This is a genomic window from Arthrobacter sp. 05T423 (assembly GCF_056396245.1).
The window spans coordinates 73,612-100,302 of the sequence record NZ_JBFTLC010000005.1; the positions used below are offsets into that span (position 1 = coordinate 73,612).

25 protein-coding genes are annotated in these 26,691 nt (G+C 67.1%); 7 read left to right on the forward strand and 18 right to left on the reverse strand.

Features of this window, described 5'->3' with window-relative positions:
• Positions 1–17: 17 nt before the first annotated feature.
• Positions 18–1,568, reverse strand: coding sequence for a molybdopterin-dependent oxidoreductase (locus tag AC1DFE_RS06025; RefSeq protein ID WP_476905000.1), 1,551 nt, complete (start codon positions 1,566–1,568; stop codon positions 18–20).
• A 153-nt stretch (positions 1,569–1,721) separates the two neighbouring features.
• Here AC1DFE_RS06025 and moaA point away from each other — a divergent pair, with 153 nt between their 5' ends.
• Together moaA and AC1DFE_RS06035 are read left to right on the forward strand one after the other, a co-directional pair.
• Positions 1,722–2,912 carry a GTP 3',8-cyclase MoaA gene (moaA, locus tag AC1DFE_RS06030; RefSeq protein ID WP_476905001.1) on the forward strand — a complete coding sequence of 397 codons (1,191 nt, stop codon included), beginning with the start codon at positions 1,722–1,724 and terminating at the stop codon, positions 2,910–2,912.
• A 4-nt stretch (positions 2,913–2,916) separates the two neighbouring features.
• Positions 2,917–3,183, forward strand: coding sequence for a MoaD/ThiS family protein (locus AC1DFE_RS06035; protein ID WP_476905002.1), 267 nt, complete (start codon positions 2,917–2,919; stop codon positions 3,181–3,183).
• Positions 3,184–3,252: 69 nt separating this feature from the next.
• Here the strand turns inward: AC1DFE_RS06035 and AC1DFE_RS06040 are convergent, their stop codons facing one another.
• The 10 genes from AC1DFE_RS06040 to truB form a co-directional block, all read right to left on the reverse strand.
• The gene (locus AC1DFE_RS06040) at positions 3,253–3,714 is read right to left on the reverse strand and encodes a DUF1579 family protein (RefSeq protein WP_476905003.1); all 462 of its coding nucleotides are present in this window, start codon (positions 3,712–3,714) and stop codon (positions 3,253–3,255) included.
• 44 nt (positions 3,715–3,758) lie between these two features.
• Positions 3,759–5,102, reverse strand: a complete 1,344-nt coding sequence (locus AC1DFE_RS06045) for a M16 family metallopeptidase (RefSeq protein ID WP_476905004.1) — start codon at positions 5,100–5,102, stop codon at positions 3,759–3,761.
• 198 nt (positions 5,103–5,300) lie between these two features.
• On the reverse strand, positions 5,301–7,565 hold the full coding sequence (locus AC1DFE_RS06050; protein WP_476905154.1) for a polyribonucleotide nucleotidyltransferase: 2,265 nt from the start codon (positions 7,563–7,565) through the stop codon (positions 5,301–5,303).
• A gap of 241 nt (positions 7,566–7,806) precedes the next feature.
• Positions 7,807–8,076, reverse strand: a complete 270-nt coding sequence (rpsO, locus tag AC1DFE_RS06055) for a 30S ribosomal protein S15 (protein ID WP_102970860.1) — start codon at positions 8,074–8,076, stop codon at positions 7,807–7,809.
• A gap of 179 nt (positions 8,077–8,255) precedes the next feature.
• Positions 8,256–9,515, reverse strand: a complete 1,260-nt coding sequence (gene kynU, locus AC1DFE_RS06060) for a kynureninase (protein WP_476905005.1) — start codon at positions 9,513–9,515, stop codon at positions 8,256–8,258.
• A complete protein-coding gene (kynA, locus tag AC1DFE_RS06065) occupies positions 9,512–10,366 on the reverse strand; it encodes a tryptophan 2,3-dioxygenase (protein WP_476905006.1) in 855 nt (284 codons plus the stop codon). The genes kynU and kynA overlap by 4 nt, the downstream gene beginning before the upstream one ends.
• A 71-nt stretch (positions 10,367–10,437) precedes the next feature.
• Complete coding sequence (locus AC1DFE_RS06070; RefSeq protein WP_476905007.1) at positions 10,438–11,421, reverse strand: bifunctional riboflavin kinase/FAD synthetase; 984 nt, start codon at positions 11,419–11,421, stop codon at positions 10,438–10,440.
• A gap of 392 nt (positions 11,422–11,813) precedes the next feature.
• Positions 11,814–12,269: a hypothetical protein gene (locus AC1DFE_RS06075; RefSeq protein ID WP_476905008.1), complete on the reverse strand. Its 456-nt coding sequence runs from the start codon at positions 12,267–12,269 to the stop codon at positions 11,814–11,816.
• 1 nt (position 12,270) lies between these two features.
• Positions 12,271–12,624, reverse strand: coding sequence for a hypothetical protein (locus AC1DFE_RS06080; protein WP_476905009.1), 354 nt, complete (start codon positions 12,622–12,624; stop codon positions 12,271–12,273).
• 2 nt (positions 12,625–12,626) lie between these two features.
• Positions 12,627–13,637, reverse strand: coding sequence for a tRNA pseudouridine(55) synthase TruB (gene truB, locus AC1DFE_RS06085; protein ID WP_476905010.1), 1,011 nt, complete (start codon positions 13,635–13,637; stop codon positions 12,627–12,629).
• Positions 13,638–13,719: 82 nt separating this feature from the next.
• Between truB and AC1DFE_RS06090 the strand changes: the two genes are divergently transcribed.
• Positions 13,720–14,871: a pyridoxal phosphate-dependent aminotransferase gene (locus tag AC1DFE_RS06090; RefSeq protein ID WP_476905011.1), complete on the forward strand. Its 1,152-nt coding sequence runs from the start codon at positions 13,720–13,722 to the stop codon at positions 14,869–14,871.
• A gap of 13 nt (positions 14,872–14,884) precedes the next feature.
• Here AC1DFE_RS06090 and AC1DFE_RS06095 read toward each other — a convergent pair whose 3' ends face one another.
• The gene (locus AC1DFE_RS06095; protein ID WP_476905012.1) at positions 14,885–15,370 is read right to left on the reverse strand and encodes a nucleoside deaminase; all 486 of its coding nucleotides are present in this window, start codon (positions 15,368–15,370) and stop codon (positions 14,885–14,887) included.
• Here AC1DFE_RS06095 and AC1DFE_RS06100 point away from each other — a divergent pair.
• Positions 15,355–15,780 carry a hypothetical protein gene (locus tag AC1DFE_RS06100; RefSeq protein ID WP_476905013.1) on the forward strand — a complete coding sequence of 142 codons (426 nt, stop codon included), beginning with the start codon at positions 15,355–15,357 and terminating at the stop codon, positions 15,778–15,780. The genes AC1DFE_RS06095 and AC1DFE_RS06100 overlap by 16 nt on opposite strands.
• Before the next feature lie 127 nt (positions 15,781–15,907).
• Here AC1DFE_RS06100 and rbfA read toward each other — a convergent pair whose 3' ends face one another.
• The 5 genes from rbfA to rimP all read right to left on the reverse strand — a co-directional run bounded on the left by rbfA (position 15,908) and on the right by rimP (position 21,767).
• Positions 15,908–16,417 (reverse strand): 30S ribosome-binding factor RbfA, encoded by a 510-nt coding sequence (gene rbfA, locus AC1DFE_RS06105; RefSeq protein WP_476905014.1) that lies wholly within the window; start codon positions 16,415–16,417, stop codon positions 15,908–15,910.
• A 148-nt stretch (positions 16,418–16,565) separates the two neighbouring features.
• Positions 16,566–19,439, reverse strand: coding sequence for a translation initiation factor IF-2 (gene infB / locus AC1DFE_RS06110; protein WP_476905015.1), 2,874 nt, complete (start codon positions 19,437–19,439; stop codon positions 16,566–16,568).
• A gap of 152 nt (positions 19,440–19,591) precedes the next feature.
• Positions 19,592–19,933, reverse strand: a complete 342-nt coding sequence (locus AC1DFE_RS06115; RefSeq protein WP_476905016.1) for a YlxR family protein — start codon at positions 19,931–19,933, stop codon at positions 19,592–19,594.
• Between the two features lie 239 nt (positions 19,934–20,172).
• Positions 20,173–21,150: a transcription termination factor NusA gene (nusA, locus tag AC1DFE_RS06120; protein ID WP_476905017.1), complete on the reverse strand. Its 978-nt coding sequence runs from the start codon at positions 21,148–21,150 to the stop codon at positions 20,173–20,175.
• Positions 21,150–21,767, reverse strand: coding sequence for a ribosome maturation factor RimP (gene rimP, locus AC1DFE_RS06125; RefSeq protein WP_476905018.1), 618 nt, complete (start codon positions 21,765–21,767; stop codon positions 21,150–21,152). The genes nusA and rimP overlap by 1 nt, the downstream gene beginning before the upstream one ends.
• Positions 21,768–21,872: 105 nt before the next feature.
• Here rimP and AC1DFE_RS06130 point away from each other — a divergent pair, with 105 nt between their 5' ends.
• From AC1DFE_RS06130 to AC1DFE_RS06140, 3 genes are read left to right on the forward strand one after another with little or no spacing between them, the layout of a single operon-like run.
• Positions 21,873–23,159, forward strand: coding sequence for a DUF4439 domain-containing protein (locus AC1DFE_RS06130; RefSeq protein ID WP_476905019.1), 1,287 nt, complete (start codon positions 21,873–21,875; stop codon positions 23,157–23,159).
• Between the two features lie 60 nt (positions 23,160–23,219).
• The gene (locus tag AC1DFE_RS06135) at positions 23,220–23,963 is read left to right on the forward strand and encodes a VIT1/CCC1 transporter family protein (protein WP_476905020.1); all 744 of its coding nucleotides are present in this window, start codon (positions 23,220–23,222) and stop codon (positions 23,961–23,963) included.
• Positions 23,964–24,015: 52 nt separating this feature from the next.
• Positions 24,016–25,116, forward strand: a complete 1,101-nt coding sequence (locus tag AC1DFE_RS06140) for an aminoglycoside phosphotransferase family protein (protein ID WP_476905021.1) — start codon at positions 24,016–24,018, stop codon at positions 25,114–25,116.
• 5 nt (positions 25,117–25,121) lie between these two features.
• Here AC1DFE_RS06140 and AC1DFE_RS06145 read toward each other — a convergent pair whose 3' ends face one another.
• Entirely contained in the window at positions 25,122–26,600 is a 1,479-nt protein-coding gene (locus AC1DFE_RS06145) for a pyridoxal phosphate-dependent decarboxylase family protein (protein WP_476905022.1), read from the reverse strand.
• Positions 26,601–26,691 lie beyond the last annotated feature (91 nt).

Consider the following 26,691-nt stretch of genomic DNA (forward strand, 5'->3'; position numbering starts at 1 on the left):
GTCCGGCCTTAGGTGGGCTACGTTTTCACGTCCACTCTAATGGTGTGGAAGCCCGTGGCGCCGTCCGGCGCCACCGAGCGATGCTCCTCCGTCTGGGCGGCGCCTTTCAGGTCCGTGGCCCGCACCTGGATCTCGTGCTGCCCGGGCTGAAGCTCGAGGCCAAGCTGCCACTGGTACCACGTATCCACGGACATGCCCGGGGCGAGCCGGGCCGGCTGCCAGTTCCCTCCGTCCACCCGGAGCTCGACCTTGCCGATTCCGGTGTGCTGCTCCCATGCCACGCCGCCAAAAGCCACGGTCCCGGCAGTTACCGAGGCTCCGTTCCGGGGCACATCGATCCTGGATGAGATCTTGATGGGTCCGCGCTCTGACCAGCCGCGAGGCGTCCAGTAGCCCACGTCGTCGGCGAACCTGGTGACCTTCAGTTCGGTGAGCCATTTAGTGGCGGACACGTACCCGTACAGCCCGGGGACGATCATCCGGACGGGGAAGCCGTGTTCGAGCGGGAGCGGTTCGCCGTTCATCCCCACCGCCAGCAGTGCATCGCGGTTGTCCCTGAGCACCTCCAGCGGGGTGCTCGCGGTGAAACCGTCCGAGCTTCGGGACAGGACCATGTCCGCGTCCGGCTTGGGACCGGCCATCGCCAGCAGCTCCCTCACCGGCCAGCCCAGCCAGCGCGCGTTGCCGATCAGATCGCCGCCCACCTCGTTGGACACGCAGGCGATGGTCACGTGCCGCTCGATCAGGGGCTTGGCCAGCAGCTCCTCGAAGCTGAGCTCCACCTCGCGTTCCACCAGCCCCGTGACCTTGAGCTTCCACTCGCGGGAATCAAGCACGGGAACGGACAGTGCGGTGTCAATGCGGTAGAAGTCCGGATTGGGTGTGACCAGCGGCGTCACTCCCGCCAGCCCGATGTCAGCGCCGGACGGGATGCGCGGCGCCGGAGATTCCGGCACCGGCAGCCGCAGCGTCCGGCGGACCTCGTTGACGCCCGCGGCCCCGCCCCGCCAGGCGGTGGCGACGGCGCCGCCCACCAGGACGCCGGCGGCGGTGCCACCCATCAGCTGGAAGAAACCCCGCCGGGCCGGTCCGGGGCTGGCATCCCCGCCCGTGCGAACGGCAGCCAACCGCCTGACCAGCTTCAGCAGCACCGCGATTCCGATCACGGCCGCGAGGAGCGGAAGGACGACGGCGGCTACGGTCACCTGTGCGCGGGTCAAAACCGCGGCCAGGCCCACGGCGCCGAAGACGGCAAAGATGGCGGCACCCGCGAAGCGCCGGCCCAACTCCAGGACGCCTGCCGCGGCAGCGAAAACGGCGATTCCCAGCGCCATGCCGGCCAGCAGGGCAAGCTTGTCCGCTGTGCCGAAGAGGGAAACAGCCCATTCCTTGACGCCTGGCGGGACCGCGTCGATGACGGCGCCGCCCAGTGCAGAAAGCGTTGAAAGTGAAGGACTGACGAAACCGGCGATGAGTTCGCTGGCGACGACTCCGGTGCCGGCCGCCACCACTCCTGCTGCCGCCGCCCACCGGCGCCGGTGCCGGCCTGGCTCATGGGACCCGTTCACCCTTCAAGCATAGGTTCATCAGCGCTTTCCGGCACCGCAGTCGTGCTTGGCGGCTGCGTATTCTCCGCGACGGCAGCAACGGTTTGTCCGGGACGGCCGAGGCAGGGGGGAGCACAGTGTGATCGGCGGCCCGGGGTGGCGTAGCCTGAAGTCATGAGTGTTCAGCTTGGCATGCCGCAGCTCCCCGAAGGAGGCGCACCCGGTTCAGGTCCGCAGCCCCTTCCGGCGGCGCGTCCGGCCGGGGTCCCCGCCCGCCCGGCTAACGCACCTGCCGGCCTCGCGGACCGCTACGGCCGCAGGGCCACGGATATGCGGCTTTCGCTCACGGACAAATGCAACCTGCGGTGCACCTACTGCATGCCGGCCGAGGGGCTGGAGTGGCTCGCCAAGCAGGCGGTCATGACCGCCGGGGAAATTGTGCGGATTGTGGGCATCGGCGTTGACCTGCTGGGGGTGCGCGAACTGCGCCTGACCGGCGGTGAACCCTTGGTCCGGGCCGACCTGGTCGACATCATTAGTGCCCTCCGCCAGGCACACCCCGAGCTTCCGATTTCCATGACGACGAACGGCGTCGGGCTGGACCGGAAGGCCGCAGCCCTCAAGGCCGCCGGGCTGACGCGCATCAATGTTTCCCTGGACTCGCTGCACGAGGAAACCTTCACCAAACTGACACGGCGCCCGTTCCTGGACCGGGTGCTCGCGGGGGTGGACGCTGCCTGGGCGGCGGGCCTGGGGCCGGTGAAGCTCAACGCGGTGCTGATGCGGGGCATCAACGACACTGAATCGCCATCCCTCCTCGCCTGGGCGCTGGAGCGCGGTTATGAACTGCGGTTCATCGAGCAGATGCCGTTGGACGCCGACCACGGCTGGACCCGCCGGAACATGATTACCGCGGCGGAGATCCGTGGACTCCTCTCCGAGGAGTTCGTGCTGAGTCCGGATCCGCGTGCCCGCGACGGCGCACCGGCGGAACGTTTTGAAGTACGACGCCGGGCGGCCGGTTCCGCTGATCCGCATGGAGTTGCCGATCCACAGGGAGTTGCTGATCCACATGGCCCGGTGCTGGGAACCGTGGGGATCATCGCCTCGGTCACCGAGCCGTTCTGCTCTGATTGCCGGCGGACCCGGATCACCGCCGAAGGCAAGATCATGAGCTGTCTCTTCTCCCGCGAGGAGTTCGACCTGCTCGGTTTGCTGAGACAAGGGGCCAGCGACGAGCAGCTCGCCGAACGCTGGCAGGATGCCATGTGGCTGAAGCCCAAAGCCCACGGCATGGACCACGTGGGACTCGACGCTCCGGACTTCGTCCAGCCGGACCGCAGCATGAGCGCCATCGGAGGCTAATCCCGTGAACGTACGATACTTCGCTGCCGCGCGCGCCGCGGCAGGCGTGGAGGAAGAGCGCTTCGAACTTCCCGCCGGATCCACGGTGGAGTCCCTGCTCGCCGCCATGCTCAACGTCGAACGCCCCGAACCTCCCGCCGGGACCCCGGCGCTGGAGAGGATCCTGGCCCGCAGCAGCTTCCTGCTGAACGAGGTCGCCGTCCGGGACCGGACCACGGTCCTGGCCGACGGCGACGTGGTGGACGTCCTGCCGCCTTTCGCAGGCGGCTAGCCCAACCGGGCGGTGGTGGCTTTGGGCTGATGCCGCGGCACGACGCGGCACGGCGGCTCAGCCTACGGCTTAGGCGCGGCGGCAGATCGAGGTCATGAACGGCTGGAAGTCTGCGGCCTGGCCCAGCCGCAGTTCGGCCGTGTGGGTCAGCACCCCCTGGTCAACGCGAAAAGTGTGGCGCGCGGTGCCGCGGTCGCTGTGCCGCTCCACCGTAAGGGTCGAGTCATGCCAGGCGCCACGGGCCGGCGCCGCCGGGGGCCGGCCAATGCTGTCGACGTAGTACCAAAGCGTTTCGTCGTGGTCGGGGTCCACGGTGAAGACCCCGTGCCCCTCGAAGTGCGTGCCGTCGGCTTCGGTGTGGCGATAGGACTGGACGACGGCGAAGCCTCCGGCGGCGCGGGTGAACGTCACCTCCGCGGTGGCCGAACGTGCCGGACCCCACGGCGAGGCGGCCAGTTCGGTGGTTCCCAGCCAGCGCCCGACAAAGATCTCCAGTGCCTCGTGTGCCGTTCCCGGTTGCGGCTGGTCCATCATTCCTCCTAGGCCGGAATCTCCCTGCGCTGGTGGCCCCCGGGTCAGAGCCCGAAGGTTTCCGATTCGTCGAACGGGCCGACCACCGTCATGGTCCTGGGAGCTGCAGCAAGCTCGCTGGCCAGCTCCTGGACCTGTTCCGCCGTCACGGCCTTGATGAGCCGCAAGGTCTCATCGATGTCCTGGTATTCGCCGGAGACCAGCTCGGCGCGGCCCAGCCGGGACATCCGGGAGCCGGTGTCCTCCAGCGCCAGGACGATCCCGCCGCAGAGCTGCCCCACCGCCTTGCGAAGCTCGTCCTCGGAAATGCCGCCGGCCGCGAGATTGTCCAGTTCGGCGCTGAGCAGTTCGAGGACCTGGCGGACCTTGGTGGGGGTGCAGCCTGCATACATGCCGAAGTAGCCAGCGTCGGCGTAGGAGGAGGCGAAGGAGTACGTGGAGTACACCAGCCCGCGCTTCTCACGGATCTCCTGGAACAGACGCGATGACATTCCGCCACCGAGCACCGCATTCAGCACGCTCATGACGTAGCGGCGTTCGTCGGTAGCCACGATGGTGGGACAGCCCATGATGATGTTGGCCTGTTCCACGGGGCGGGTGACCACATGCAGCCCCGCGGTGCCGGCGATCTGTGCGCGCTTCGTGGAACGCCGCTCCACGGGAGCCGCCCCGGACTCCAGGGACCAACCGGCGGAGTGGAGGGCATCCACCACAAGCCGGCAGACGACGTCGTGCTCCAGGCCGCCGGCGGCGGTGATCACCAGCTCGTCCGGGCGGTAATACCGGCGGTAGTGGTCCCAGACGGAGTCCCGCGCAACGGCGCGGATCGCAGCCGGGGTGCCGCCAATGGGGCGTCCGAGCGGATGGGTGCCGAGCACGGCGGCCACGAAGTGTTCATGGGCAACGTCCGTGGGATCGTCGCTGTCCATGGCGATCTCTTCGAGGATCACATCCCGCTCCTGCTCCATCTCCGCGGGGTCCAGCACGGCGCCGGTGATCATGTCGGCGATGACGTCGATGGCCATGGGCAGGTCCGTATCCAGCACGCGGGCGAAGTAGCAGGTGCTCTCCTTCGCCGTGGCGGCGTTGGATTCGCCGCCCACCTCGTCAAAGGCGGAAGCGATTTCCAGGGCGGTACGCCTCTTCGTGCCCTTGAACAGCAGGTGCTCAAGGAAGTGCGTCGAGCCGTGCTGCCCGGGGGCCTCGTCGCGGGACCCTACGCCCACCCAGAACCCGATGGTGGCCGAACGCTGCCCCGGCATCGCCTCGGTCAGGACGCGCACCCCGCCGGGCAGGACCGAACGGCGGACTTCCGAACCGCCGTCGGCTCCATGGATCAGGGTGTCGCCGGGGTGGTTCTGCTCCAGCGGCAGGGGTACGACAGTCATCAAGGCCTTTCGGGAAGCGGAGCCAAATCTGCCTGCAATCGTACCAGCGGGCCCCGCCGTCGGCGTGGCTCTGACGTGGGCTGATTTGCCGCCGCGAGCGGTGAAAAAGGGTGCGGGTTAAATGGGGCGGGGCCGGTGGTACAACCAACGGCCCCGCCTTGATCGGTTCCGGCAGCACGCAGCTGCCGGAGCCTGAAACTACTCGGAAGCGTCCGAGCCTTCTGCCGGAGCCGAAGCGTGAACGCGGTCGGCTTCGCCGGCGCCTTCCTCATCAGCCACTACCGGCGACAGGGACAGCTTTCCGCGGTCGTCGATCTTGGTGATCTCGACCTGGATCTTCTGGCCCACGGAGACGACGTCGTCGACGTTGTCCACGCGCTTGCCGCTGGCGAGCTTGCGCAGCTCGGAGATGTGCAGCAGGCCGTCCTTGCCCGGGGTCAGGGACACGAAGGCACCGAAGGTGGTGGTCTTGACGACCGTGCCCAGGTAGCGCTCACCGATTTCCGGGACCTGCGGGTTGGCGATGGCGTTGATCGCGGACCGTGCTGCGTCGGCAGACGGGCCGTTGGTGGCGCCGATGTAAACCGTGCCGTCGTCCTCGATCGAGATGTCGGCGCCGGTGTCTTCCTGGATCTGGTTGATCATCTTGCCCTTGGGCCCAATGACCTCACCGATCTTGTCCACGGGGATCTTGACGGCGATGACGCGCGGAGCGAACTCGGAGAGCTCATCCGGGGTATCGATCGCGGCGTTGATGACCTCGAGGATGTGGAGGCGGGCCTCGCGCGCCTGCTTCAGGGCTGCTGCCAGCACGGAGGCCGGGATACCGTCCAGCTTGGTGTCCAGCTGGATGGCGGTGACGAACTCAGCCGTACCGGCAACCTTGAAGTCCATGTCACCGAAAGCATCTTCGGCGCCGAGGATGTCGGTCAGCGCTGCGTAGCGGGTCTGGCCGTCCACCTGGTCGGAGACCAGGCCCATGGCGATGCCGGCAACGGCCGCCTTCAGCGGAACACCGGCGTTGAGCATGGACAGCGTCGAGGCGCAGACCGAGCCCATGGAGGTGGAGCCGTTGGAGCCGAGGGCTTCGGACACCTGGCGGATGGCGTACGGGAACTCCTCGCGGGACGGCAGCACCGGGACGAGCGCGCGCTCAGCCAGGGCACCGTGGCCGATTTCGCGGCGCTTCGGGGAACCGACGCGGCCGGTCTCACCGGTGGAGTACGGCGGGAAGTTGTAGTTGTGCATGTAGCGCTTGCGCGTTACCGGCGACAGCGAGTCGATCTGCTGTTCCATCTTGAGCATGTTCAGCGTGGTGACACCCATGATCTGGGTCTCGCCGCGTTCGAAGATGGCCGAACCGTGGACGCGGGGCAGGACCTCAACCTCGGCGGTGAGCTGGCGGATGTCCGTCAGGCCGCGGCCGTCGATGCGGATCTGGTCCTTGAGGATGCGCTGGCGGACCACGTGCTTGGTCACGGAGCGGAAGGCTGCGGACAGCTCCTTCTCGCGGCCTTCGAACTGCCCGGCGAGGGAGCCAACAACCTCGTCCTTCAGCTCGTCCGCTGCATTGTCGCGCTCCTGCTTGTCGGCGATCTGGAAGACAGAAGTGAGCTTCTCGGCCGCGGCAGCCTCGACGGCGGCGTACACGTCGTCCTGGTAGTCCAGGAAGACGGGGAACTCGACGGTGGGCTTGGCGGCGCGGGCAGCCAGGTCCTGCTGGGCTTCGCAGAGAGCCTTGATGAACGGCTTGGCGGCCTCCAGGCCCTCGGAAACGACCTCTTCGGTGGGGGCGGTGGCGCCCTGTTCCTTGATGAGGCTCCATGAGTTGTCCGTGGCTTCCGCCTCGACCATCATGATGGCGACGTCGTCACCGGCAACGCGGCCGGCGACAACCATGTTGAACACGGAGTTCTCAAGCTGTGAGTGCTTCGGGAAGGCAACCCACTGCGAACCCTGCTCGTCGGCGACGAGGGCAACGCGGACGCCGCCGATCGGGCCGGAGAACGGCAGGCCGGACAGCTGGGTGGACATCGAGGAGGCGTTGATGGCCACGACGTCGTAGAGCTCGTCCGGGTTGATCGCCAGCACGGTGACGACGATCTGGACCTCGTTGCGCAGGCCCTTGACGAACGCGGGGCGCAGCGGGCGGTCCATCAGGCGGCAGGCCAGGATGGCTTCCGTGGACGGGCGGCCTTCACGGCGGAAGAACGAGCCCGGGATGCGGCCGGCAGCGTACATGCGCTCTTCAACGTCCACCGTCAGGGGGAAGAAGTCGAAGCCTTCACGCGGGTGCTTGCCGGCGGTGGTGGCGGAGAGCAGCGCGGTGTCCTCGTCGATGTACACCATGGCTGCGCCGGCTGCCTGCTTGGCAAGACGGCCGGTTTCGAAGCGGATTACACGCTTGCCAAAGCGGCCATTGTCAATGACTGCTTCTGAGAACTGGATTTCGGGACCCTCCAAGAGAGTCACCTCCGTTTCTTATTTAACGGAAGTCCAGCCGCATCAACCCAGCCCAGCATCTGTCTACTGGCCCTGCACCCGGTCATCGATCGAGACCCACGGGTCGGCTTCAATCAGCGAAGCTTCCCGGGGATCACTACCGAGGACCGCGAATGCGTGATGCGGTTGATCCTCCTGTTTAGTTTTTATCTACTGCAGAGGCGGCCCGTTCCGGAAGGAAAGGGCCGCCCCTCAAATCAGACTAGCGGCGCAGGCCGAGGCGCTCGATGAGCGAACGGTAGCGGGCGATGTCAGTGTTCTTCAGGTAGGTCAGCATGCGCTTGCGGCGACCAACCATGGCCAGCAGACCGCGCTGGGTGTGGAAGTCGTGCTTGTGCTCCTTCATGTGCTCAGTCAGATCCTTGATCCGCTGAGTCAGGACCGCAATCTGGACCTCCGGCGAACCGGTGTCGCCCTCGGACGTTGCGAAATCCTTGATGATGGACTGCTTTACGGCGGCGTCAAGTGCCACAATAACTCCTAGAGATGTGCCGTGAGGCCCGAGTCAGTACTTCACTGCCGGGGGTGCCGGACGGTATTTCCGAAGAAGTATCCACACACGGCAGGATCCAGCAACCACGGACTGCAGCCGGATCCACCGCTTACTTTACCGGGCGTGTTGCAATCTTGTCGAAACGGCAACAGCGCCGTTCAGGCCTCCGGAAGCAGGTCCTGGATGGCCGCCATGCCGCGGTGGAGTTCGGCAAAGCCCGTGCTCAGCGGCGAAAGTCCGATCCTGATGCCCTGCGGGGCGCGGAAGTCAGGGATGACATCCTTCTCCCACAGCGCCGCGGTCACCTCACGAAAGGCGGGATGGTCAACGGTGATATGGCCACCGCGGCGGTCCGGATCCCGCGGCGTGGCAAGCCTCACCCCGGCAGGCGCGAGCCAGGCATCGTGGAGTTCCAGGGCGTAAGCGGTGAGCTGCCGCGACTTTTCGCGGATGGCGGCCATGCCGGCCTGCTCGATCAGGTCCAGGGTGCCGCGCATGGCGATCATGCCGAAGATGGCCGGTGTGCCGCTCAGGAAACCGCGGATCCCGGCGGCCGGTTCGTAGCCGGGGCCCATCTCGAACGCATCCTTCCGGCCCATCCATCCCCAGATGGGTTGCGCCAGTCCCGGCAGGTGCCGGGCATTGACGTAGGCGAAGGCCGGCGAGCCCGGTCCGCCGTTCAAATACTTGTAGGTGCAGCCCGCGGCAAAGTCCACATCCCAGTCGTCCAGCTGCAGCTCCACGGACCCGGCGGAATGGCACAGGTCCCACACCACCAGCCCGCCGGCGTCGTGCACGGCCGCGGTGATGGCCGGGAGGTCCGCAAGGTATCCGGACCGGTACGCCACATGGCTGAGGAGGACGACGGCGGTGGCCGGCCCCATTGCCGCCCGCACCTGTTCGAGATACACGCCAGAGGCGGGATCCGCCTCGATCCAGCGCAGCGTCAGGCCCTCCTCCTTGGCGATGCCTTCGACGAGGTACCTGTCGGTGGGAAAGTTGTCCGTGTCCGCCACGATCTCTGTGCGCTCAGGGTTCCCGACGGCGGCCAGCGCGGCCCGGATTAGCTTGTACAGCACCACGGTGGTGGAATCGGCGATGATCGTCTGGCCGGCGGCGGCGCCCAGCACCGACCGTCCCAGCTGCTCACCGATGGCCTGGGGCATGTCCAGCCATTCCTCGTCCCAGCCCCTGATCAGGCGTCCGCCCCAGCCCTCCTGGATGAAGGTGGCTATGTCACCCGCGGTCCGCGTGAGCGGGCGCCCCAGGGAGTTACCGTCGAGGTAGGACAGCGCGCTGTCCGCGCCGACAAACAGGTTGCGGTAGGAGGCAAGCGGGTCTTCGGCGTCGAGGCGTGCGGCCCTGCGCAGGAGGGCGTCGGCGCCGCTCAGGTCGCCGGAGCTGTTGAGGGCGGTCACTGTCCGATCTCCGTGCGTACGGCGAAAAGCTCAGGAAAGAATGTCAGCTCAAGGGCCTTTTGCAGGAACCCCGCTCCGGAGGAGCCGCCGGTTCCTGCCTTCATGCCGATGGTGCGTTGCACGGTGCGCAGGTGCCGGAACCGCCACAGCTGGAAGTTGTCCTCCAGGTCAACCAGCTCCTCGCAGGCCTCGTACGCGCCCCAGTTGCCGGAGGCGTTTTCATAGATGTGCTTGAACAGCGGCACCAGTCCCGGTTCAAACTCATGCGCCCGGGTCACATCCCTGTTCAGCACCTCCTCGGGAACGTCGAAGCCCTGGCGGTGCAGGTAGGCCAGGAATTCGTCGTAGATGCTCGGCGCGTGCAGGACTTCGGTGAGCAGGGCGTGGGCTTCGGGATCGGATTCGAAGACGGGAAGCATCTTGCTGTTCTTGTTGCCCAGCACGAACTCCACGGCACGGTACTGGCTGGACTGAAATCCGGACGAGTTGCCCAGGAACCCGCGGAATTCCGCGTATTCGGTGGGCGTCAGCGTCGCCAGGACGGACCACTGCTCGGTGAGGGTCTTCTGGATGTGCTTAACCCGGGCGATGCCCTTCAGGGCCGAGCCGAGGTCATCTGAACGGAGCCATTGGGCGGCGCTGCGGAGTTCGTGCAGCACCAGTTTCAGCCACAGCTCCGTGGTCTGGTGCTGAATGATGAACAGCAGTTCGTCATGGTGTTCGGGGACGCTGACAGGCTGCTGGGCGCTGAGCAGCGTGGGCAGCTGAAGGTAGGAGGCGTAACTCATCCGGGAACTGAAATCGCGTACGATCCCCTCGTCCAGTTTCCTGGTGTTCTTCTCTACGGTCACAGTGTCGCCTTCCTTGCCAATACTGTGTGGTGCGGGACTGCGTGGTGCAGACCCGTGTGGGTGCGGGCAGGTCAGCGCCTGAGGAGGATGTCGTGCGTCTGCAGGACATCCTGGCGCATCTGCTCCACGAGGGCTTCAGGCCCACGGTATGCCACCATGCCCCGGAGCCTGGCCACAAATTCCACGACTACTGTCTGGCCGTACAGATTGAAGTCCTCCACGCCCTCTTCCGGGCGGTCGATGACGTGCGCCTCCACCTGGCGGCTCACGCCGTCGAATGTGGGGTTGGATCCGACGGAGATGGCGGCGGGCCAGCGGATCCCGGCCTCGTCCACGAGCCAGCCCGCGTAGATGCCGTCCGAGGGAATAAGTCCGCTCGCGTCGCTGGAAAGGTTGGCGGTGGGAAACCCGAGCGCGCGTCCGCGGGCGGCGCCGTGGACCACCTCTCCTCGCATCCGGTGCGCGCGGCCAAGCACCGCGGCGGCGGTGCCGACGTCTCCCTCCCGCAGCGCTTCGCGCACCCAGGTGGAGGAACAGCGGCGGTCCGTCCCGCCGTCGTCATGCAGCGGGAAGCCTTCGGAGCCGAACTCGCTGATGACCAGGACCTGGAAGCCAAACCTCTCCCCCAGCTCCTGCATGGTGTTCAGGTCGCCGGAGTTGCCCTTGCCGAACCGTGTGTCGTGGCCGATGACAACGTGGCTGGCGTGGAGGCTGTCCACCAGGACCGAGCCGACGAATTCTTCCGGGGTGAGGCTGGCGAGCTCCAGGGAGTACTTCATGACCAGGATCGCATCCAGTCCGAGCTCACCGAGCGCCTGGAGTTTGTCCTGCAGGCCCATGATCAGCTCGGGCGCGCTTTCCGGCCGGTGAACCAGGGCCGGATGGGGGTCGAACGTCACGGCAACCGACTTGGCGTTGTTCAGCCGTGCCGTCCTGATGAGCTGGGACAGCACCTGCTGGTGCCCGCGGTGGACGCCGTCGAAATTGCCGATAGTGACAACGGAAGGACCAAAGTCTTCCGGGACCTCAGTCGGATCATTCCAGATGTGGACCATCAACCTCGCCTTTTACTGCCCGACAGAACTTGCTCCCGGCGCGCCAGGGCCGGAACTCTCTAAGGTTACCCGCAATCCCCGGGTGCCACGGACGCCCCACGGAGCGGCCCGGTTGCCTTACCACCTGCAAGTACACCCGGCTGGGATGCGAAGGCAGCGCCGGCCCAGTCGTCGGGACAGATCCCCGTTCAGCAGATCGCGTCCCTGCTGGGGACCGGTCCGGCGTCAGCGCAGGCCGCTGTGGAAGCCGCCGGCGGCGTGGACCCGTCGCAGGTGGACACCCAGGACGGTGAAAAGATCGTAGGCCATGTCCGACGAATCAGTACCGGCGAACGGCTCAGAGCCGCCGGCGCACCGGTCGGTGACGCCCGGTGAGCTGACGAAACGGGTTCCTAAGCGACAGCGGCCGACGGCCGCCGTCGGTAAAGCCAGATGAGGCCCAGCACCGGCAGGATCAGGGGAATGAAGGCGTAGCCGCGGCCGAAGGCGGACCACACAGTTTCGTGCGGGAACTGCACGGCGTCGAACAGGCTTAGCGCGCCCACCACAATGACGCCGACCAGTTCTACCAGGACCGCGACCAGGGACACCTTGAACCAGGTGCGGCCCGCCCTGGCCAGCGACACGGTGGCCACGATGTAGACGACGGCTGCGAAGGCCGAGAGCAGGTACGCCAGCGGGGCCTCGGAGAACTTGGTGAAGATCTGGTAGCCGGCCCGCGCGGTGGCCGAGAGGGCAAAGATGCCGTAGACGGCGATGAGGAGCCGGCCGGGACCGGTGTTCCTCGTGTCGGCGGGGCGCCCGCCAGTGTGTTCGGACGTATCAGTCACGTTGCGTGCTTCTTCCACTTCAGTACCAGATCTGATTCATACGGGCGGCCATGACGAGGGCAGTAACTCCGACGGCGGCCAGGACAAAGTTGCTCCAGCGGGTCCGTTCCAGGATGGACCAGTACACCGCGGCGACGGGCAGCAGGAGGGCGGTGGCGAGGTAGCCCCAGAATTCCCAGGCCTCGCCAGCGATCTGCTCCCCTGCGATGATCCGCACTATGGAGCCCACGAGGTAGACCAGCAGGGCCAGTTCGACGGCGGCCACCGAGAGGATGGTGATGTCGTTCGGGGCCTTCTTCATGATGCCTGCCGCCACACAGATGAGGGTGGACAGCAGGCCGACACCAAGGATGATGTAAAAGTACGCGTCCAAGGCTAGGCCTGCCCGCCGCCGTCGGCAAGGGAACCGTTCGGAACGCCGGCGCTTGGGCGGGAGCCGTCTGAGCCGGAACCGTTTGAGCCGCCGGGTCCCGTTCCCGGGGCGAAGACCAGCACCGGCTTGGCGAAGCTTCCGCTGTCCGCGAGCAGCGCCACCAGCGACCCGTCAGGCGCGAACGCGGCCGCGGGCTTGTCTGCCGTGGCGGCGCCGGGTGAGCCCGCCGCGGCTCCGGCGGCGATGCGCCGGCCGAACGAGATCTCTGTCGTTTCGTCAGCGCTCAGCTCTCGGTTGGGCATGAGTGCCCGGGCCGCCTGGGACATTTCCAGGATCTCGAGGTCTTCGGCGAGCTGTTCGAGAGTGCGGGCCTGGTCCAGCGAGTAGGGACCCACGTTGGTCCGCCGCAGGGCGGTCAGGTGTCCGCCGACGCCGAGGGAGCTGCCGAGGTCCCGGGCAAGGGCACGAATGTACGTGCCCGAGGAGCATTCCACCGTGACGTCGACATCCACGACCTCCGTGTGGTGCCCCGCGGCCTGGTCATGGCGAATCTCGTGGATATCGAAGCGGTGGATGGTGACGGGCCGGGCGGCCAGCTGGACGTCTTCCCCGGATCGGACCCGGGCATAGGAGCGTTCACCGTTGACCTTGATAGCGCTGACGCTGCTGGGCACCTGCTGGATCTCGCCTGTCAGGGACTCCACCGCGGAGCGGATGGCATCCTCGGTCACAGCTGCGGCACTCGCCCGGCTGACAACTTCGCCTTCGGCGTCGTCAGTGATGGTGGATTCCCCCAGCCGGATGGTGGCCGTGTAGGTCTTGGACGTGCCCACGATGTACGTCAGGAGCCGCGTCGCCTTGTTGATGCCGAGCACCAGCACGCCGGTTGCCATGGGATCCAGCGTTCCGGCGTGGCCCACTTTCCGGGTACCGGCGATCCGCCGCATCCGTCCAACCACATCGTGGCTGGTCCATCCCTGCGGCTTGTCCACTATTACCAGTCCAGAAAGCACGCCTATCAGTATATCGGGCACGCGGCAGGGCTATCGGTGACGCCGCAGCGGTCCCGCAACGCCCGGGGCTAGGATGGCAGTCATGCCCGAGCTTTCCCCACACATACGCGACGTCCCCGTCAACCAGATCCGCGAGATCACCGAGGCGGCGTGGCGGACCCCCGGAGCGCTGATCCTGAGCATCGGGGAGCCCGGGTTCCCGCTCCCCCGCCATGTCCTCGATGCCGGAATCGCGTGCCTGGACCGTGACGAGACCAACTACACTCCGAACGCGGGCATCCCGCCGCTCCGGGAGGCTTTCGCAGCCCGGTTCCGGGAGCAGTCCGGCACGGACATCGGGGCGGACCGCGTATACGTGGTCGACGGCGCCCAGCAGGGCCTGCACTTCGCGATGTCCCTGCTGCTGGCGCCAGGGGATGAAATCCTGATCCCCAATCCGGGCTATCCCACGTTTGCCATGACCAGCCGGCTCCTCCATGCCGTTCCGGTGGAGTATCCGCTCTATCCGGCCCACGATTTCCAGCCCCGGATCGCCGACGTCGAGGCGCTTATCACGGACCGGACGCGCGTGCTCATGCTCAACTCGCCGTCGAATCCCCTGGGCGCGGTCCTTCAGGAGGACCTGACCCGGGAGCTCGTGGAACTGGCGCGCCGCCACGACCTATGGATCATCTCGGACGAATGCTACGAGGCCTTCACGTACGACGTTCCGCACGTGAGTCCCGCCCGGTTCGACAGCACTTCCCCCGGCGAGGCGCGTGTGTTCACATCGCTGACACTGTCCAAGACTTACGGGCTCACCGGTCTGCGCATCGGTGCGCTGATCTGCCCGCCCGGCCTGGAGCAGAGGATGAACAATGTCATGGAGGCGATCGTCTCGTGTGTGGCGTCGCCGTCCCAATACGCGGCCTTAGCGGCGTTGACCGGCCCGCAGGACTATGTGTCGCAGGCCCGCGCACACTACCGCGCCAACCGCGACGCGGCGTCGGCTGTGCTGGCAGGGAAGGGCATTCCCTTCCTGAGCGCGCAGGGGGCGTTCTACCTTTGGGCGGACGTCTCGCACGTGAGCGGCGGAAACGTCCGGGCGTGGGTGAAGAAATTCCTCGCCGAGGCCGGCGTTTCCTTCGCTCCCGGAACTGCCTTTGGCTCCATCGGCGAAGGCTGGATCCGAATCGCGCTGTGCGGGGAACAGAGCGAACTGGTCGAGGGCGTAGGCCGGCTCCCTACCCACTGACGCGCAACGGGCTTCAGTAGTCGGTGCGTTCGGCGTTGTCGCGCCAGGCATCGAACGGGGCGCCCGACGTCGGGACCTGGGTGTGGCTGACCGGCAGCAGTTCCGGCCGCGTACCGCCGAAATATTCGTAGAAGACGGCGTCGTCGAATCCCGCGGCCGCTGCGCCGTGCCGGTCGGCGGCGAAGTACACCCGATCGATCCGCGCCCAGAGCGCTGCGGCGAGGCAGAGCGGGCATGGCTCGCAGCTGGCGTACAGGACGGCGCCGCTGAGGTCGAAGTTCCGGGACTCAGCCGCGGCGCCCCGGATAGCCACCACCTCAGCGTGGGCGGTGGGGTCGTTGTCCCTGGTGACCCGGTTGACCCCTTCGTGGACGGCGCCGTCGGCAGTCACGACCAGCGCGCCGAAGGGCCCGCCGCCGGCCGCGACATTCCGTTCTGCCAGGGCCACCGCCTCGGTCAGGTATTCGGTCACTTCAGCAGCTGATGGGTGGGCGCGCATGGTCTGATCATAGCCAGCCGGATGGTGCTGCGGGCAGCCCGATTTTCACGCTAGGCCCGCTCCACCTTAGCGACGGACAGAACGGTTCCGTTCTGGTCAGCGAGGAATTCGCGGGGCAGCTGACGAAAATAGCCCGGGACGGCAGCAAATCGGTCGTCTACAAGAACGCGGCCTGGGATGTGGCCGGCACCGACCGCCGCGGCCGCACCATCTACCTGACGGAAAGCCAGGGCGCTGGCCCTGAGGTTCCGAGGCCGTTGGCCGGTCACATCAGGAGCATTGACGCCGACGGCAAGCAGCGCACGTTCGGCGGCCTGGCCGCCCTGGAGATGAAGCACAACGCAGACGGCGGCACGCCACGGTCAGCTCCCTGCCGGCACCGAACAAAGCGCCGGATGGACGAGTGGTGAAGGCACCGCTGGACGACTAGCGAAAAGATACGGACAGCAAAAGTAAGGGTGCGGCCGGATCGATGAGATCCGGCCGCACCCTTACAGCGCCTGATGGCACGAGCTCCGCAGCGCAGAACCGGTAAACCTAACGGTTCCGGTCCTCGTCGATTGCGTCGTCGCCGGCAAGGTCGAGGTCCTCTTCGTCGAAGTCGTCTTCGTCGATTTCCACGTCCGGCTGGACGTCGCTCTTGTACGGGTCGGCGTCACCCGCGGGCTTGGCGTTCCTGGCCAGTTCCGCCACCTCGGCATCGCGCTGCTTCGCGGTGCGGAGCAGTTCTTCGAGGTTGGACGCGTTCACAGGAATCTGGTCCGCGACGAACTCCAGCGTAGGCGTCAGCCGGACGGTGATGTTCCGGCCCACTTCCTGCCGCAGCACACCCTTGGCCTTCTCCAGGCCCTTGGCGGCATCAGCCTGGACGGCCTGGTCGCCGAACACGGTGTAGTAGACGGTGGCATGCTGCAGGTCATTGGTCACTCGGGCGTCGGTGACGGTAATCCCCTCAAGCCGGGGATCCTTCACCTTCCGGCCCAAAGCCTCAGCAACAACAACCTTAATCCGCTGCGCCAACTTGGCAGCGCGTGCCGGATCAGCCATGACATCCTCCTGGATGGAAATAGAAATCTGGGGCGCACCAACGCATGGAACATGCGTTAGCGCGTATCAATTGAGGGGTGCGGGAGTGGCATCTAAGGGGCGGGGCCGCCGGAAAAATTCCAACGGCCCCGCAGGTGAAGCAAGAGACTTAGACGCGCGGCTTCTCGCGCATCTCGAAGGTCTCGATGATGTCGCCTTCGGTGATGTCGTTGTACGAGCCAAGTCCGATACCACACTCGAAGTCCGTGCGGACCTCGGTGGCGTCGTCCTTGAAGCGCTTGAGCGTCTCCACCGTGAGGTTGTCGCCGATGATCTTGCCGCCGCGGCTGATGCGGGCCTTCGTGTTGCGTCGGATGGTGCCCGAGCGAACGATGGAGCCTGCGATGTTGCCGAACTTGGAGGAACGGAACACTTCGCGGACCTCGGCGGTGCCCAGCTGGACCTCTTCGTACTCCGGCTTGAGCATGCCCTTGAGGGCCATCTCGATGTCATCGATTGCTGCGTAGATGACGGAGTAGAAGCGCATGTCCACGCCTTCGCGGTCTGCCAGTTCGGCAACCCGCTCGGCGGGCTTGACGTTGAAGCCAATGATGACGGCGCTGTCGACCGTTGCCAGGTTGACGTCGTTCTGCGTGATCGCACCCACACCGCGGTGGATGACCCGGAGCTGGACGCCTTCGCCGACATCGATCTTGAGCAGCGCGTCTTCGAGGGCTTCCACGGCACCGGAAACGTCACCCTTGAGGATGAGGTTGAGGGTGTCGATCTTGCCTTCGGCGACGGCCTGGTCGAAGTCTTCCAGGCTGATGCGCTTGCGGCGCTTGGCGAGCTGTGCGTTACGGTCAGCCGCTTCACGCTTTTCGGCGATCTGGCGGGCCGTGCGCTCGTCGGAGGTCACCAGGAAGGTGTCACCGGCGCGCGGCACGTTGGACAGGCCGAGGACCTGGACCGGACGGGACGGCAGTGCCACATCGAGGGCCTCGCCGTCCTCGTCGAACATGGCGCGGACGCGGCCGTGGGCCGTGCCGGCGACGATCGTGTCGCCGACGGCCAGGGTACCGGACTGCACCAGGACGGTGGCCACGGAACCGCGGCCCTTGTCCAGGTTCGCTTCGATGGCGATGCCTCGGGCGGCCTTGTCCGGGTTGGCCCGGAGGTCCAGTGCAGCGTCGGCGGTCAGGAGCACGGCGTCGATCAGTTCGTTGATGTTGACGTTCTGGCGGGCAGAGACCTCAACGAACATGGTGTCGCCACCGTATTCCTCGGGAACCAGGCCGTACTCGGTGAGCTGACCCTTGACCTTGTCCGGGTTGGCGCCTTCCTTGTCGATCTTATTCACGGCCACGACGATCGGCACGTTGGCCGCCTGGGCGTGGTTGAGGGCTTCAACGGTCTGGGGCATCACGCCGTCGTCCGCTGCCACAACCAGGATGGCGATGTCCGTGACCTTCGCGCCACGGGCACGCATGGCGGTGAACGCCTCGTGACCCGGGGTGTCAATGAAGGTGATGTCGCGCACCGAACCCTCGTGCTCGTGGCTGATCTGGTAGGCACCGATGTGCTGCGTGATGCCGCCGTGCTCGCCGGCAACGACGTCCGAGTTACGGATGGCATCCAGCAAACGGGTCTTACCGTGGTCAACGTGACCCATGACGGTGACTACAGGAGGACGTGCCTCAAGTACTTCGTCGCCTTCGGCCTCAAGTTCGGCTTCGACGTCGATATCGAACGTGCTGAGCAGCTCGCGCTCCTCATCCTCCGGCGAAACGACCTGCAGCTTGTAGCCGAGTTCTTCGCCGAGCAGTGCAAAGGTGTCCTCGTCCAGCGACTGGGTGGCCGTTGCCATTTCACCGAGGTGGAAGAGCACGGTAACCAGTGCGGCGGGGTTCGCCTCGATCTTGTCAGCGAAGTCCGTGATGGACGAGCCACGGCGAAGCCGGATAACGGTGTTGCCGTCGCCGCGGGGTACGCTCACGCCACCCAGCGACGGTGCGCTCATCTGCTCAAGTTCCTGGCGCTTTGCGCGCTTCGACTTGCGCTGCTTGCCGCGGCCAGCGCCGCCCTTGCCGAACGCACCCTGGGTTCCACCGCGACCGCGGCCACCCTTGCCGAAGCCACCGCCGGCCGGAGCACCGCCGCCGGCACCGGGACCGCCGGTTCCGGGAGCGCCGGGACGGCCGGGGCCGCGTCCGCCGCCGCCGGGACGGCCGGCACCTGCAGGTGCGGGACGCTCGGTGCGGTTAGGCATCATGCCAGGCGTGGGGCGGTTACCGCCGCCGGCACCCGGACGGGGACCGCCGGGACGGGGTCCACCGGCACCGGCTGCGGGACGCGGGCCGGGCGTGGCGCCGGGACGCGGAGCACCGGGACGGGGTCCGCCTGCACCGGCAGCCGGACGGGGACCGCCGGGACGCTCGCCATCAGTGCGGCCGCCGCCTGGACGGGGCATGCCCTGGGAAGTTGCAAACGGGTTGTTGCCCGGGCGCGGCGGACGTTCGCCGTCGCCTCCACGGCCGCGGGGCATGCCCTGCGACGTGGCGAAGGGGTTGTTGCCGGGGCGGGGGCCACCGGGACGCGGAGCGCCGCCCGGACGTGAGGGGGCCTCAGCCTTGGGTGCGGGACGTGCACCCGGCTTCGCACCAGTGGACGGCGCAGCAGGCGTTCCGGCCGCCGGAGTTGCCGGGGCGGCGGGAGCAGCCGGAGCCGCAGGCGCCTCGGCCTTGGGAGCCGGTGCCGGCGCGGGGGCCGGAGCGGGCGCCGCAGCCTTGGGGGCAGCGGGACCGGGAGCCGGCGCGGGACGGGATTCCGCCGGCCTGGCCGGGGACTTGGGGGCAACTGCGGGAGCTTCGGACTTCGAAGCGGCGGCAGCCGGGAACGCGTTGCGGAGTTTCCGCACCACGGGGGCCTCAATGGTGGAAGAGGCGGAGCGAACAAATTCGCCCAGTTCCTGCAGTTTGGTTACTGCATCTTTGGAAGTAATACCGAGCTCTTTTGCAAGCTCATGTACGCGGACCTTGGCCACATTTCTCCTGTCTCGGTCCGCACCGAGCCAGGCACGAACCGTCTACTTCTTACTGCGGGCCCCCGCTGCTGTTGCAGCTGAAAGGCCCATTGCAGAGCGCAACAAAGTTGTCATCGTTACGCGCTCATCGCTGGGAACTCATCGGGTTTCCATCAGATTTCTGACCCGCTTTCAGGTTGGACGGTTGGTACTGCAGACGCCGGGACATCCGCAGCGTGCGCTCCTGCCGTTATCCGGCGTTCGACGGCGGCGGTTCCGATTGACCCGTTGAGGGCCCTTCCGAAGGCTCGCCGCTTGACCGCCAGGGCCAGGCACGCTTCGCTGGGGTGCAGCCATGCACCCCGGCCAGCCATCCGGCGTCGTTCATCCACCACGACGGCGGACGAACCGCCGGTGTCGGAGACGAGCCGGAGCAACTCTGACCGCGGCCCCTTTTTCCGGCATCCGATGCAGGTACGCTGCGGCTGATTCCCGAGGTGTTGCACGTGTGCCACTGCCGAAAATCTTCCTGCCTTGTACCTATCTGCCTGCCCGGCCGCCCGCCACTGCCTTTCGGCAGGAACCCGGGCGCACGAACACGCTGATGCCGGCCGCTGGGCGCGGCCAAGTTCTATTCTAGCCCCTCAGGGGCCCCATACCCGAAACCGGAAACCGAAACTGCCCGCCGCGGGGGCGGGCAGATCGGCCGAGGTCAGGGCCTGTGCCGGACGGCTTTCCCGTTCCGGCCGCACGGCTAGCCGCGGGGAGCGGCTGCGTCGGAGACGATATCGATCCGCCACCCGGTCAGCTTGGCAGCGAGACGCGCATTCTGGCCCTCCTTGCCGATGGCAAGCGAGAGCTGGTAGTCCGGCACCACAACGCGGGCCGAGCGGGTGGCCTCGTCGGTAATGGTGACTGAATTCACACGGGACGGAGACAGTGCGCTGGCGATGAAGGTGGCCGGATCCTCGCTGAAGTCAACGATGTCGATCTTTTCATCGTTCAGTTCGGTCATGACGGCCCGCACTCGCGAGCCCATTTCACCGATGCACGCACCCTTGGCGTTGATGCCCGGGGTGTTCGCCTTCACCGCGATCTTGGTGCGGTGCCCGGCTTCGCGGGCCAGGGCGACGATCTCCACGGAGCGGTCGGCGATCTCGGGGACCTCCAGTTCGAAAAGCTTCCGAACCAGGCCGGGGTGCGAACGGGACAGCGTAATGGACGGGCCCTTGGTGCCGCGGTGCACGTCGATCACGTACGCGCGCAGCCGGTTCCCGTGGATGTACCTCTCCCCCGGCACCTGCTCCGGCGGCGGGAGCAGGGCTTCCACGGTGCCCAGGTTGACCTGGATCATGTGGGGGTTGTTGCCCTGCTGGATCAGCCCGGCAACGAGTTCACCCTCGCGGCCCTTGAACTCGCCCAGGACGTTGTCGTCCTCAACGTCGCGCAGGCGCTGCAGGATAATCTGCCGGGCGGTGCTGGCGGCGATGCGGCCAAAACCGGCAGGCGTGTGCTCGAACTCGCCAATAGGTGCGCCGTCGTCGTCGATTTCGGTGGCCCAGATGGTCACGTGGCCGCTCTTGCGGTCCAGCTCCGCCCGGGCCTTCTCGAAGGCGCCCGGCGACTTGTGGTAGGCAACCAGCAGTGCCTGCTCGATCGTGGGGATGAGGAGATCCAGCGGGATTTCGCGCTCACGCTCCAGGAGTCTCAGCGCGCTCATGTCAATATCCATCAGGCCTCCTCAGAAGGTCCATTGTGCTCAGTTTCCAGACCGGCCTCGTCGAGGCGGCTGAACTCAATTTCGACTTTTCCGCTGCGGATCTTGTCGAAAGGAAGTTTTACGGGGTCGCCTTGCCTGGGCTTCATGCCCTTCTTCACGGCGATCTCGGGGACGAGTGTCACGCCGGCGTCGTCGACAGAGGTGATCCTGCCCGTAACGTTCTCGCCCTGGATCACGTTGACCGCGACCATGCGGCCGCGGGCACGGTGCCAGTGGCGGGGCTCGGTCAGCGGGCGCCCGACGCCCGGCGATGAAACTTCAAGGTCATAGGGCCGGCTGTCGGTGCCGGGGTCGTTGTCCAGGATGTCGGAGAGTTCCTTGGAGATGTCTGCGATGACGTCAAGGCTCACCCCGCCCGTTTCTTCCTGCGGCAGATCCACCACTACGTGGACCACACGGTTGGAACCTGCGATATGGATGGCAACATCCTCCAGGTAGAGCCGGTGCGACTGGACTGTGGGCTCCAGTAGCGCCCGGAGGCGTTCAGCCTCGGGATTGTGGACAGCCGCGGGTTCAGCCTTTCCCGCGTCGGTCCGGTCTGATGAAGTCGTGGCTTCTGCATTGCTCACGATGCCGGCCGCCTCCCGATAGATGATGTTGTGACTACTAGCGTAGCGATTTTCCGGGCAGCTTGGTGCACGGACTTCCCCCGGGCCGTGACAACATGGTCTGTTGTGAATGACGACAGCGGGCGAAAAAGAAAGCCGGCAAGCCATCTCCGGTACGCCCTGCTGGCACTCGCCGCATTCCTGGTGCTCAGTCTCGGTTTTGCGCTGATTCCGCGGGAATCCCCGGCACCGGCAGCGCCTCCGTTCTCCGAGCAGGCACGCGCTGCTGCCCTCGCTGAAACACTGGACCTGCGAGCTGCCAGCCAGCAGCTCGCGGACGGGTCGTCCGGCGCGCGGCGTCAGCTGTTTTCGCACACTGTGACATTGCTGACTACGCAGGCCAGGGCGCTCCTTCTTCCCGGCAATGCAACCGCCGGTTCTGCGGCCGGCGGGTTGGCATCCGCCGCACCGTCCGCTGCTTCCGCACCAGGAACGGCGCGGCCCGGCACCACGACCTCAGGCACGGCACCCTCGAGCACAGCACCCTCAGCCACGGCACCCCCGCGTCCGGCAACGCTGCCGGCACTGGTGGCTGCGCTGTCCGCGAGCGGCAAGGCGCGCCTCATCCATGCAGAGAAGGCCGACGGCGGGATGGCCCGCCTGCTTGCCGCGGTGGGTACCGCGCAGCTGCTTCAGGCGACGTCGCTGGCACAGTCTGCCGGAACGCCGCCCCCCTCACTCCCGGCGCCGGCACCAACACAGCGGAGCGCGGCCACGGCGTGCCCGGACACCAGCCCGTCGGACGGCACCGCCGGGACTCCGGGCAGCTCACCGGGATCTGATAGTGCCCAGCCAAGCAGCACTGCCGAATCAGGCAGTAGCGACCAACCGGCCGGGACGGGAGGCGCGGCGGAAACTGCCACGCTGGCTGGCGCCCTAAGCAGCGTGGTCCGGACAGAAGTAGAAACGGTCTACGGCTACCAGGTGGCGCTGACACGGCTGAACGGGTCCGCCGCGGAACAGGCCGCCGGCCTGCTGGCCACGCACGAGACCCTGGTGGGCCAGTCCGAGGCCTACACCCGTGTTCATTGCGTGTCCGTTCCTCCGCAGGAACCCGGCTACACCCTGGGCACCTCGTTCCTGCAGAAACCGGCCGCGGGGCTGGCCAGCCTGGAGGCCGGAACGCTCCCGGTCTACGGTGACCTCGTGGCCCTGAGTGACGGTGAAACCCGGCGGTGGGCCGTTTCCTCGCTGCTGGCGGCCGCCCAGCGGACCATGCGCTGGGGATCCGATCCCGGGCCTGTCCCCGGGATTGTGCTGGACACCGCGCTCCTGCCGGAACTCCCGGAACCGGATGCGCCCTCGCCACACCGGACCGCCGCCGGTGCGGCGGCCACACCGGCGGCGCCCTAGACCCGGGCGGAAGAAATCCCCCACTGGCAGCCTGCCGCCCCAAAGTGGTTTGCTGGAGCCATGGATTCAGCGGACAAGCCGGCGTTGACCCCCCAGGGGCAACACGCCAATGAGCCCCACCACAACGACATCGTGCACCGCCTGAACTGGCTGCGTGCCGGTGTCCTGGGAGCCAATGACGGGATCGTGTCGGTCGCGGCCATTGTCGTGGGCGTGGCCGGTGCGACCAGCGAGCACGGCCCCATCCTTGCGGCCGGTGCTGCCGGCCTCGTGGGTGGTGCCGTATCCATGGCCCTGGGCGAGTACGTCTCCGTGAGCAGCCAGAGCGACAGCCAAAAGGCCTTGATCGAGAAGGAACGGCGCGAACTTGCCGAGGAACCGGAAGAGGAGCTGCTGGAGCTCGCCGCCATCTACCGGAACAAGGGCCTTAGCGAAGAAACGGCCAGAAGTGTGGCCCTGGAACTCACGGCGCACGATGCCCTGGCAGCCCATCTTTCCGCAGAGCTCAACATCGACGAACAGGACATCGTGAGCCCGTGGCACGCTGCCTTCGCATCGGCCATCGCCTTCACGCTGGGCGCCGTGCTCCCAATGCTCGCCATCCTGCTGCCTCCGGAAAACATCCGCGTCGCGGTGACTTTTGGGGCGGTCCTCCTGGCCCTGGCCGTAACAGGTGCCGTCGGCGCGTGGATCGGCGGCGGCTCGAAAACCCGGGCGGCTGCACGCGTGGTGGTGGGTGGCGGCCTTGCCCTTGCCGCGACGTTCACCATCGGCAACCTGCTCGGCGCCAGCGGCATCGTGTAGGTGTGCCAGCGGCCTGCCCGCGTCGTTAGGAGGCCTCTACTACGCTGGAGCTGTGAGCCGGCCAGCAGACGTTCCCATCCCACCGGACCTGGCGCGCCGCTATTCCCGCACCAGCGCGGGCAGGGCCTGGCTGGCGTCGCTGCCGGACATGATCCGCGGCCGGCTGGACCAGTGGCAGCTTGAGCTCGAGCTGGAGCCGGGAGCGCTCCCTTGGAGCGGTCACGGCGGCGTGGTGGTGCCGGTCCGGAGCGCAGGAGCCGCCGCGGCGTTGAAGGTGGCCTTTCCGCATGATGAAGCGCTGGTGGAACGTCACGCGCTGGCCCTGTGGAAGGGCCATGGTGCGGTCCAGTTGCTTGCCTCCGACGCCGGTACGTGTTCCATGCTCCTTGAGCGCCTGGACGCCGGCAGATCACTCCGGACGGAACCGATGGACACCGCCGTTGAGGTATGGGGCGGCCTGATGCGCCAGCTAAGCCTCGTGCCCGACGGCCGGCCGCAGTGGCAGGAATTTGTGCATGTGGCCGCCCGGGCGGAACAGTGGAGCGACGACCTGCCCGCCGACTGGGAACAGCTCGGCCGCCCGTTTCCCCGGTGGCTCCTGGAGGCGGCGCTCGAGGTGTGCCAGACGCGCGGTGCCGTGGGCCGCCGGTCCTCCGAGGACGTCCTGGTCAATACGGATTTCCACTACCTCAACATCCTGGCCAGGCTCGACGCGACCGGGCATCCTGAGGCCGGGAATCCTGCATCGGCGAGTAATGGCTCGGCGACTATTGCGGCCAGGAATACCGGTGCCGGGAGTTTCGCCGCCATCGACCCCCAGCCGATGGTGGGAGAGGCGGAATTCGCCGTGGCTCCCGTGCTCTGGAACCGGATCCCGGACCTGCCCGCAGCGGATCCAGCGGCCGGACTGCTGGCGAGGTGCCACGACTTCAGCGTCGCGGCCGGGCTGGATCCGGAAGTGGCCCGTCAATGGAGCCTTGCCCGGGAGGTGGAGAACGCGCTGCACTACTCCTCGAGGCCGGGCCATGGCGGTGACATGGCCCGCTCACTGTGGGTGGCCAGCACACTTGCCGGCCGGACACTGGACGGGCTTCCGGCTGCCCGTGACTTGCCGGAACCGGGCGAGGGGGCGATGGACACGCCTCCCGCGTAGGGCCCTCAGGACCCACCCGAGCGCACTGCTTCAAGGGCAGTCCGCACAGCCTCCACAGCAATGGCGACGTCATCGGCGTCGGTAGTCCAGTTGCTGACAGAGATCCGCACCACGTCCCTGCCGTGCCAGCGGGAACCGGACATCCACACCTTGCCGTCGGCGATCAGCCAGTCCGCCACCCGGCGGGTTGATGCATCGTCGCCGAAGGCCACCGTGATCTGTGTGTAGCCGACCTCGTTCAGGACTTCCACACCGTCAATGGCCGTGAGCTTTTCCGCGAGCTGGGCAGCAGCGGTGGCGAGGCGGCGAATCTGTTCGGCCACACCGTCCCTGCCCAGGGACTTGAGTGCCGCCCACACAGGCACTCCCCTGGCCCGGCGGGAAAGCTCCGGAACCCGCTGGCTGGGATCACCGGAGCCGTCGGCATCCTGGAGTAGATAGCTGGCATTCAGGCCCATGGCGCTGCGCAGCGCCTGGGCATCCCGGACCGCGACGACGCCGCAGTCGTACGGGACATTGAGGCTCTTGTGGGCGTCTGTGGCCCAGGAGTCCGCCCGTTCCACCCCCGCGGTCAGCGCGGCGAGCTCCGGGACGGCCGCGGCCCAGAGTCCGAAGGCCCCGTCGACATGCACCCACGCGCCGTGTGCTTTGCACACCGCGACGGCTGCGGCGAAAGGGTCGAAGGCTCCGGAGTGAAGATTCCCGGCCTGCAGGCACACCAGCACCGGGGCAGGGCCCGAGCCCTGTCCAGCGCCTGATTGGTCCGCGCCTGATTGGTCCGCGCCTGTATGGCCACCGGCGGCATGGTGCAGGGCGATCCGGTCCAGGGCACAGTCCAGCTCTGCTGCGTCGATGCGTCCCTGGCTGTCGGCCGGAACCACGGTGGGGCTGCCCATTCCCAGATAGCGCAGCGCGAGGTCCACCGTCTCGTGGCGTTCCTCCCCCACAATGCAGTGGATCCGCGGCGCCCCAAACAGTCCGTCGCGTTCCAGATCCCAGCCGGCGTCTTTTAGGAGCCGCCACCGCGCGGCCGCCAGCCCGGTGAAATTGGCCATGGTGGCTCCGGTGACGAAGCCGACGTCGGACTCCTCCGGCAGTCCCAGCAGCTGCAGTAGCCAGTGGCCGGCGGCGTCCTCAATGGCTGCAATGGCGGGGGTGGCGTAGCGGAGCACCGAGTTCTGGTCCCAGGAACTGACGAGCCAGTCGGCCGCCATGGCAGCCGGGAGCGTGCCGCCGATGACCCAGCCAAAGAAGCGTCCGGACGGCATGGCCATGAGGCCCGGTTCGGCGTGGCTGGCCAGGTAATCCACCACGTCCGCCGGGGCCATGCCGGACTGTGGCAGCGCCCCGTCGAACGCTGCGGCGAGTTCCCGGGCTGCCTGCTGCGGTCCCACCCGGCGGCTGGGCTGGCTTTCCAGCCAGCGGGTGGCATGCCGGACGGCTGCAGCCAAGGCTTCCCTGTACGGTTCCGCACCGGCTGACATAGAGGCATGGTACGCCGTCCCGGGGCCGCCCGCGAGGACATATCAGGCGGAGACCTGGCGCCGCCGAGCGACCTGGCGCCGCCGGAAGCCC

What these genes read in the sequence shown, in the direction of transcription:
- moaA (WP_476905001.1), top strand. Translation starts at nt 1,722, where the DNA reads ATGAGTGTTCAGCTTGGCATGCCGCAGCTCCCCGAAGGAGGCGCACCC.
- AC1DFE_RS06040 (WP_476905003.1), bottom strand. Translation starts at nt 3,714, where the DNA reads ATGGACCAGCCGCAACCGGGAACGGCACACGAGGCACTGGAGATCTTT.
- AC1DFE_RS06045 (WP_476905004.1), bottom strand. Translation starts at nt 5,102, where the DNA reads ATGACTGTCGTACCCCTGCCGCTGGAGCAGAACCACCCCGGCGACACC.
- AC1DFE_RS06070 (WP_476905007.1), bottom strand. Translation starts at nt 11,421, where the DNA reads ATGGTCCACATCTGGAATGATCCGACTGAGGTCCCGGAAGACTTTGGT.
- AC1DFE_RS06090 (WP_476905011.1), top strand. Translation starts at nt 13,720, where the DNA reads ATGCCCGAGCTTTCCCCACACATACGCGACGTCCCCGTCAACCAGATC.
- AC1DFE_RS06100 (WP_476905013.1), top strand. Translation starts at nt 15,355, where the DNA reads ATGGGTGGGCGCGCATGGTCTGATCATAGCCAGCCGGATGGTGCTGCG.
- AC1DFE_RS06095 (WP_476905012.1), bottom strand. Translation starts at nt 15,370, where the DNA reads ATGCGCGCCCACCCATCAGCTGCTGAAGTGACCGAATACCTGACCGAG.
- rbfA (WP_476905014.1), bottom strand. Translation starts at nt 16,417, where the DNA reads ATGGCTGATCCGGCACGCGCTGCCAAGTTGGCGCAGCGGATTAAGGTT.
- nusA (WP_476905017.1), bottom strand. Translation starts at nt 21,150, where the DNA reads ATGGATATTGACATGAGCGCGCTGAGACTCCTGGAGCGTGAGCGCGAA.
- AC1DFE_RS06135 (WP_476905020.1), top strand. Translation starts at nt 23,220, where the DNA reads ATGGATTCAGCGGACAAGCCGGCGTTGACCCCCCAGGGGCAACACGCC.
- AC1DFE_RS06145 (WP_476905022.1), bottom strand. Translation starts at nt 26,600, where the DNA reads ATGTCAGCCGGTGCGGAACCGTACAGGGAAGCCTTGGCTGCAGCCGTC.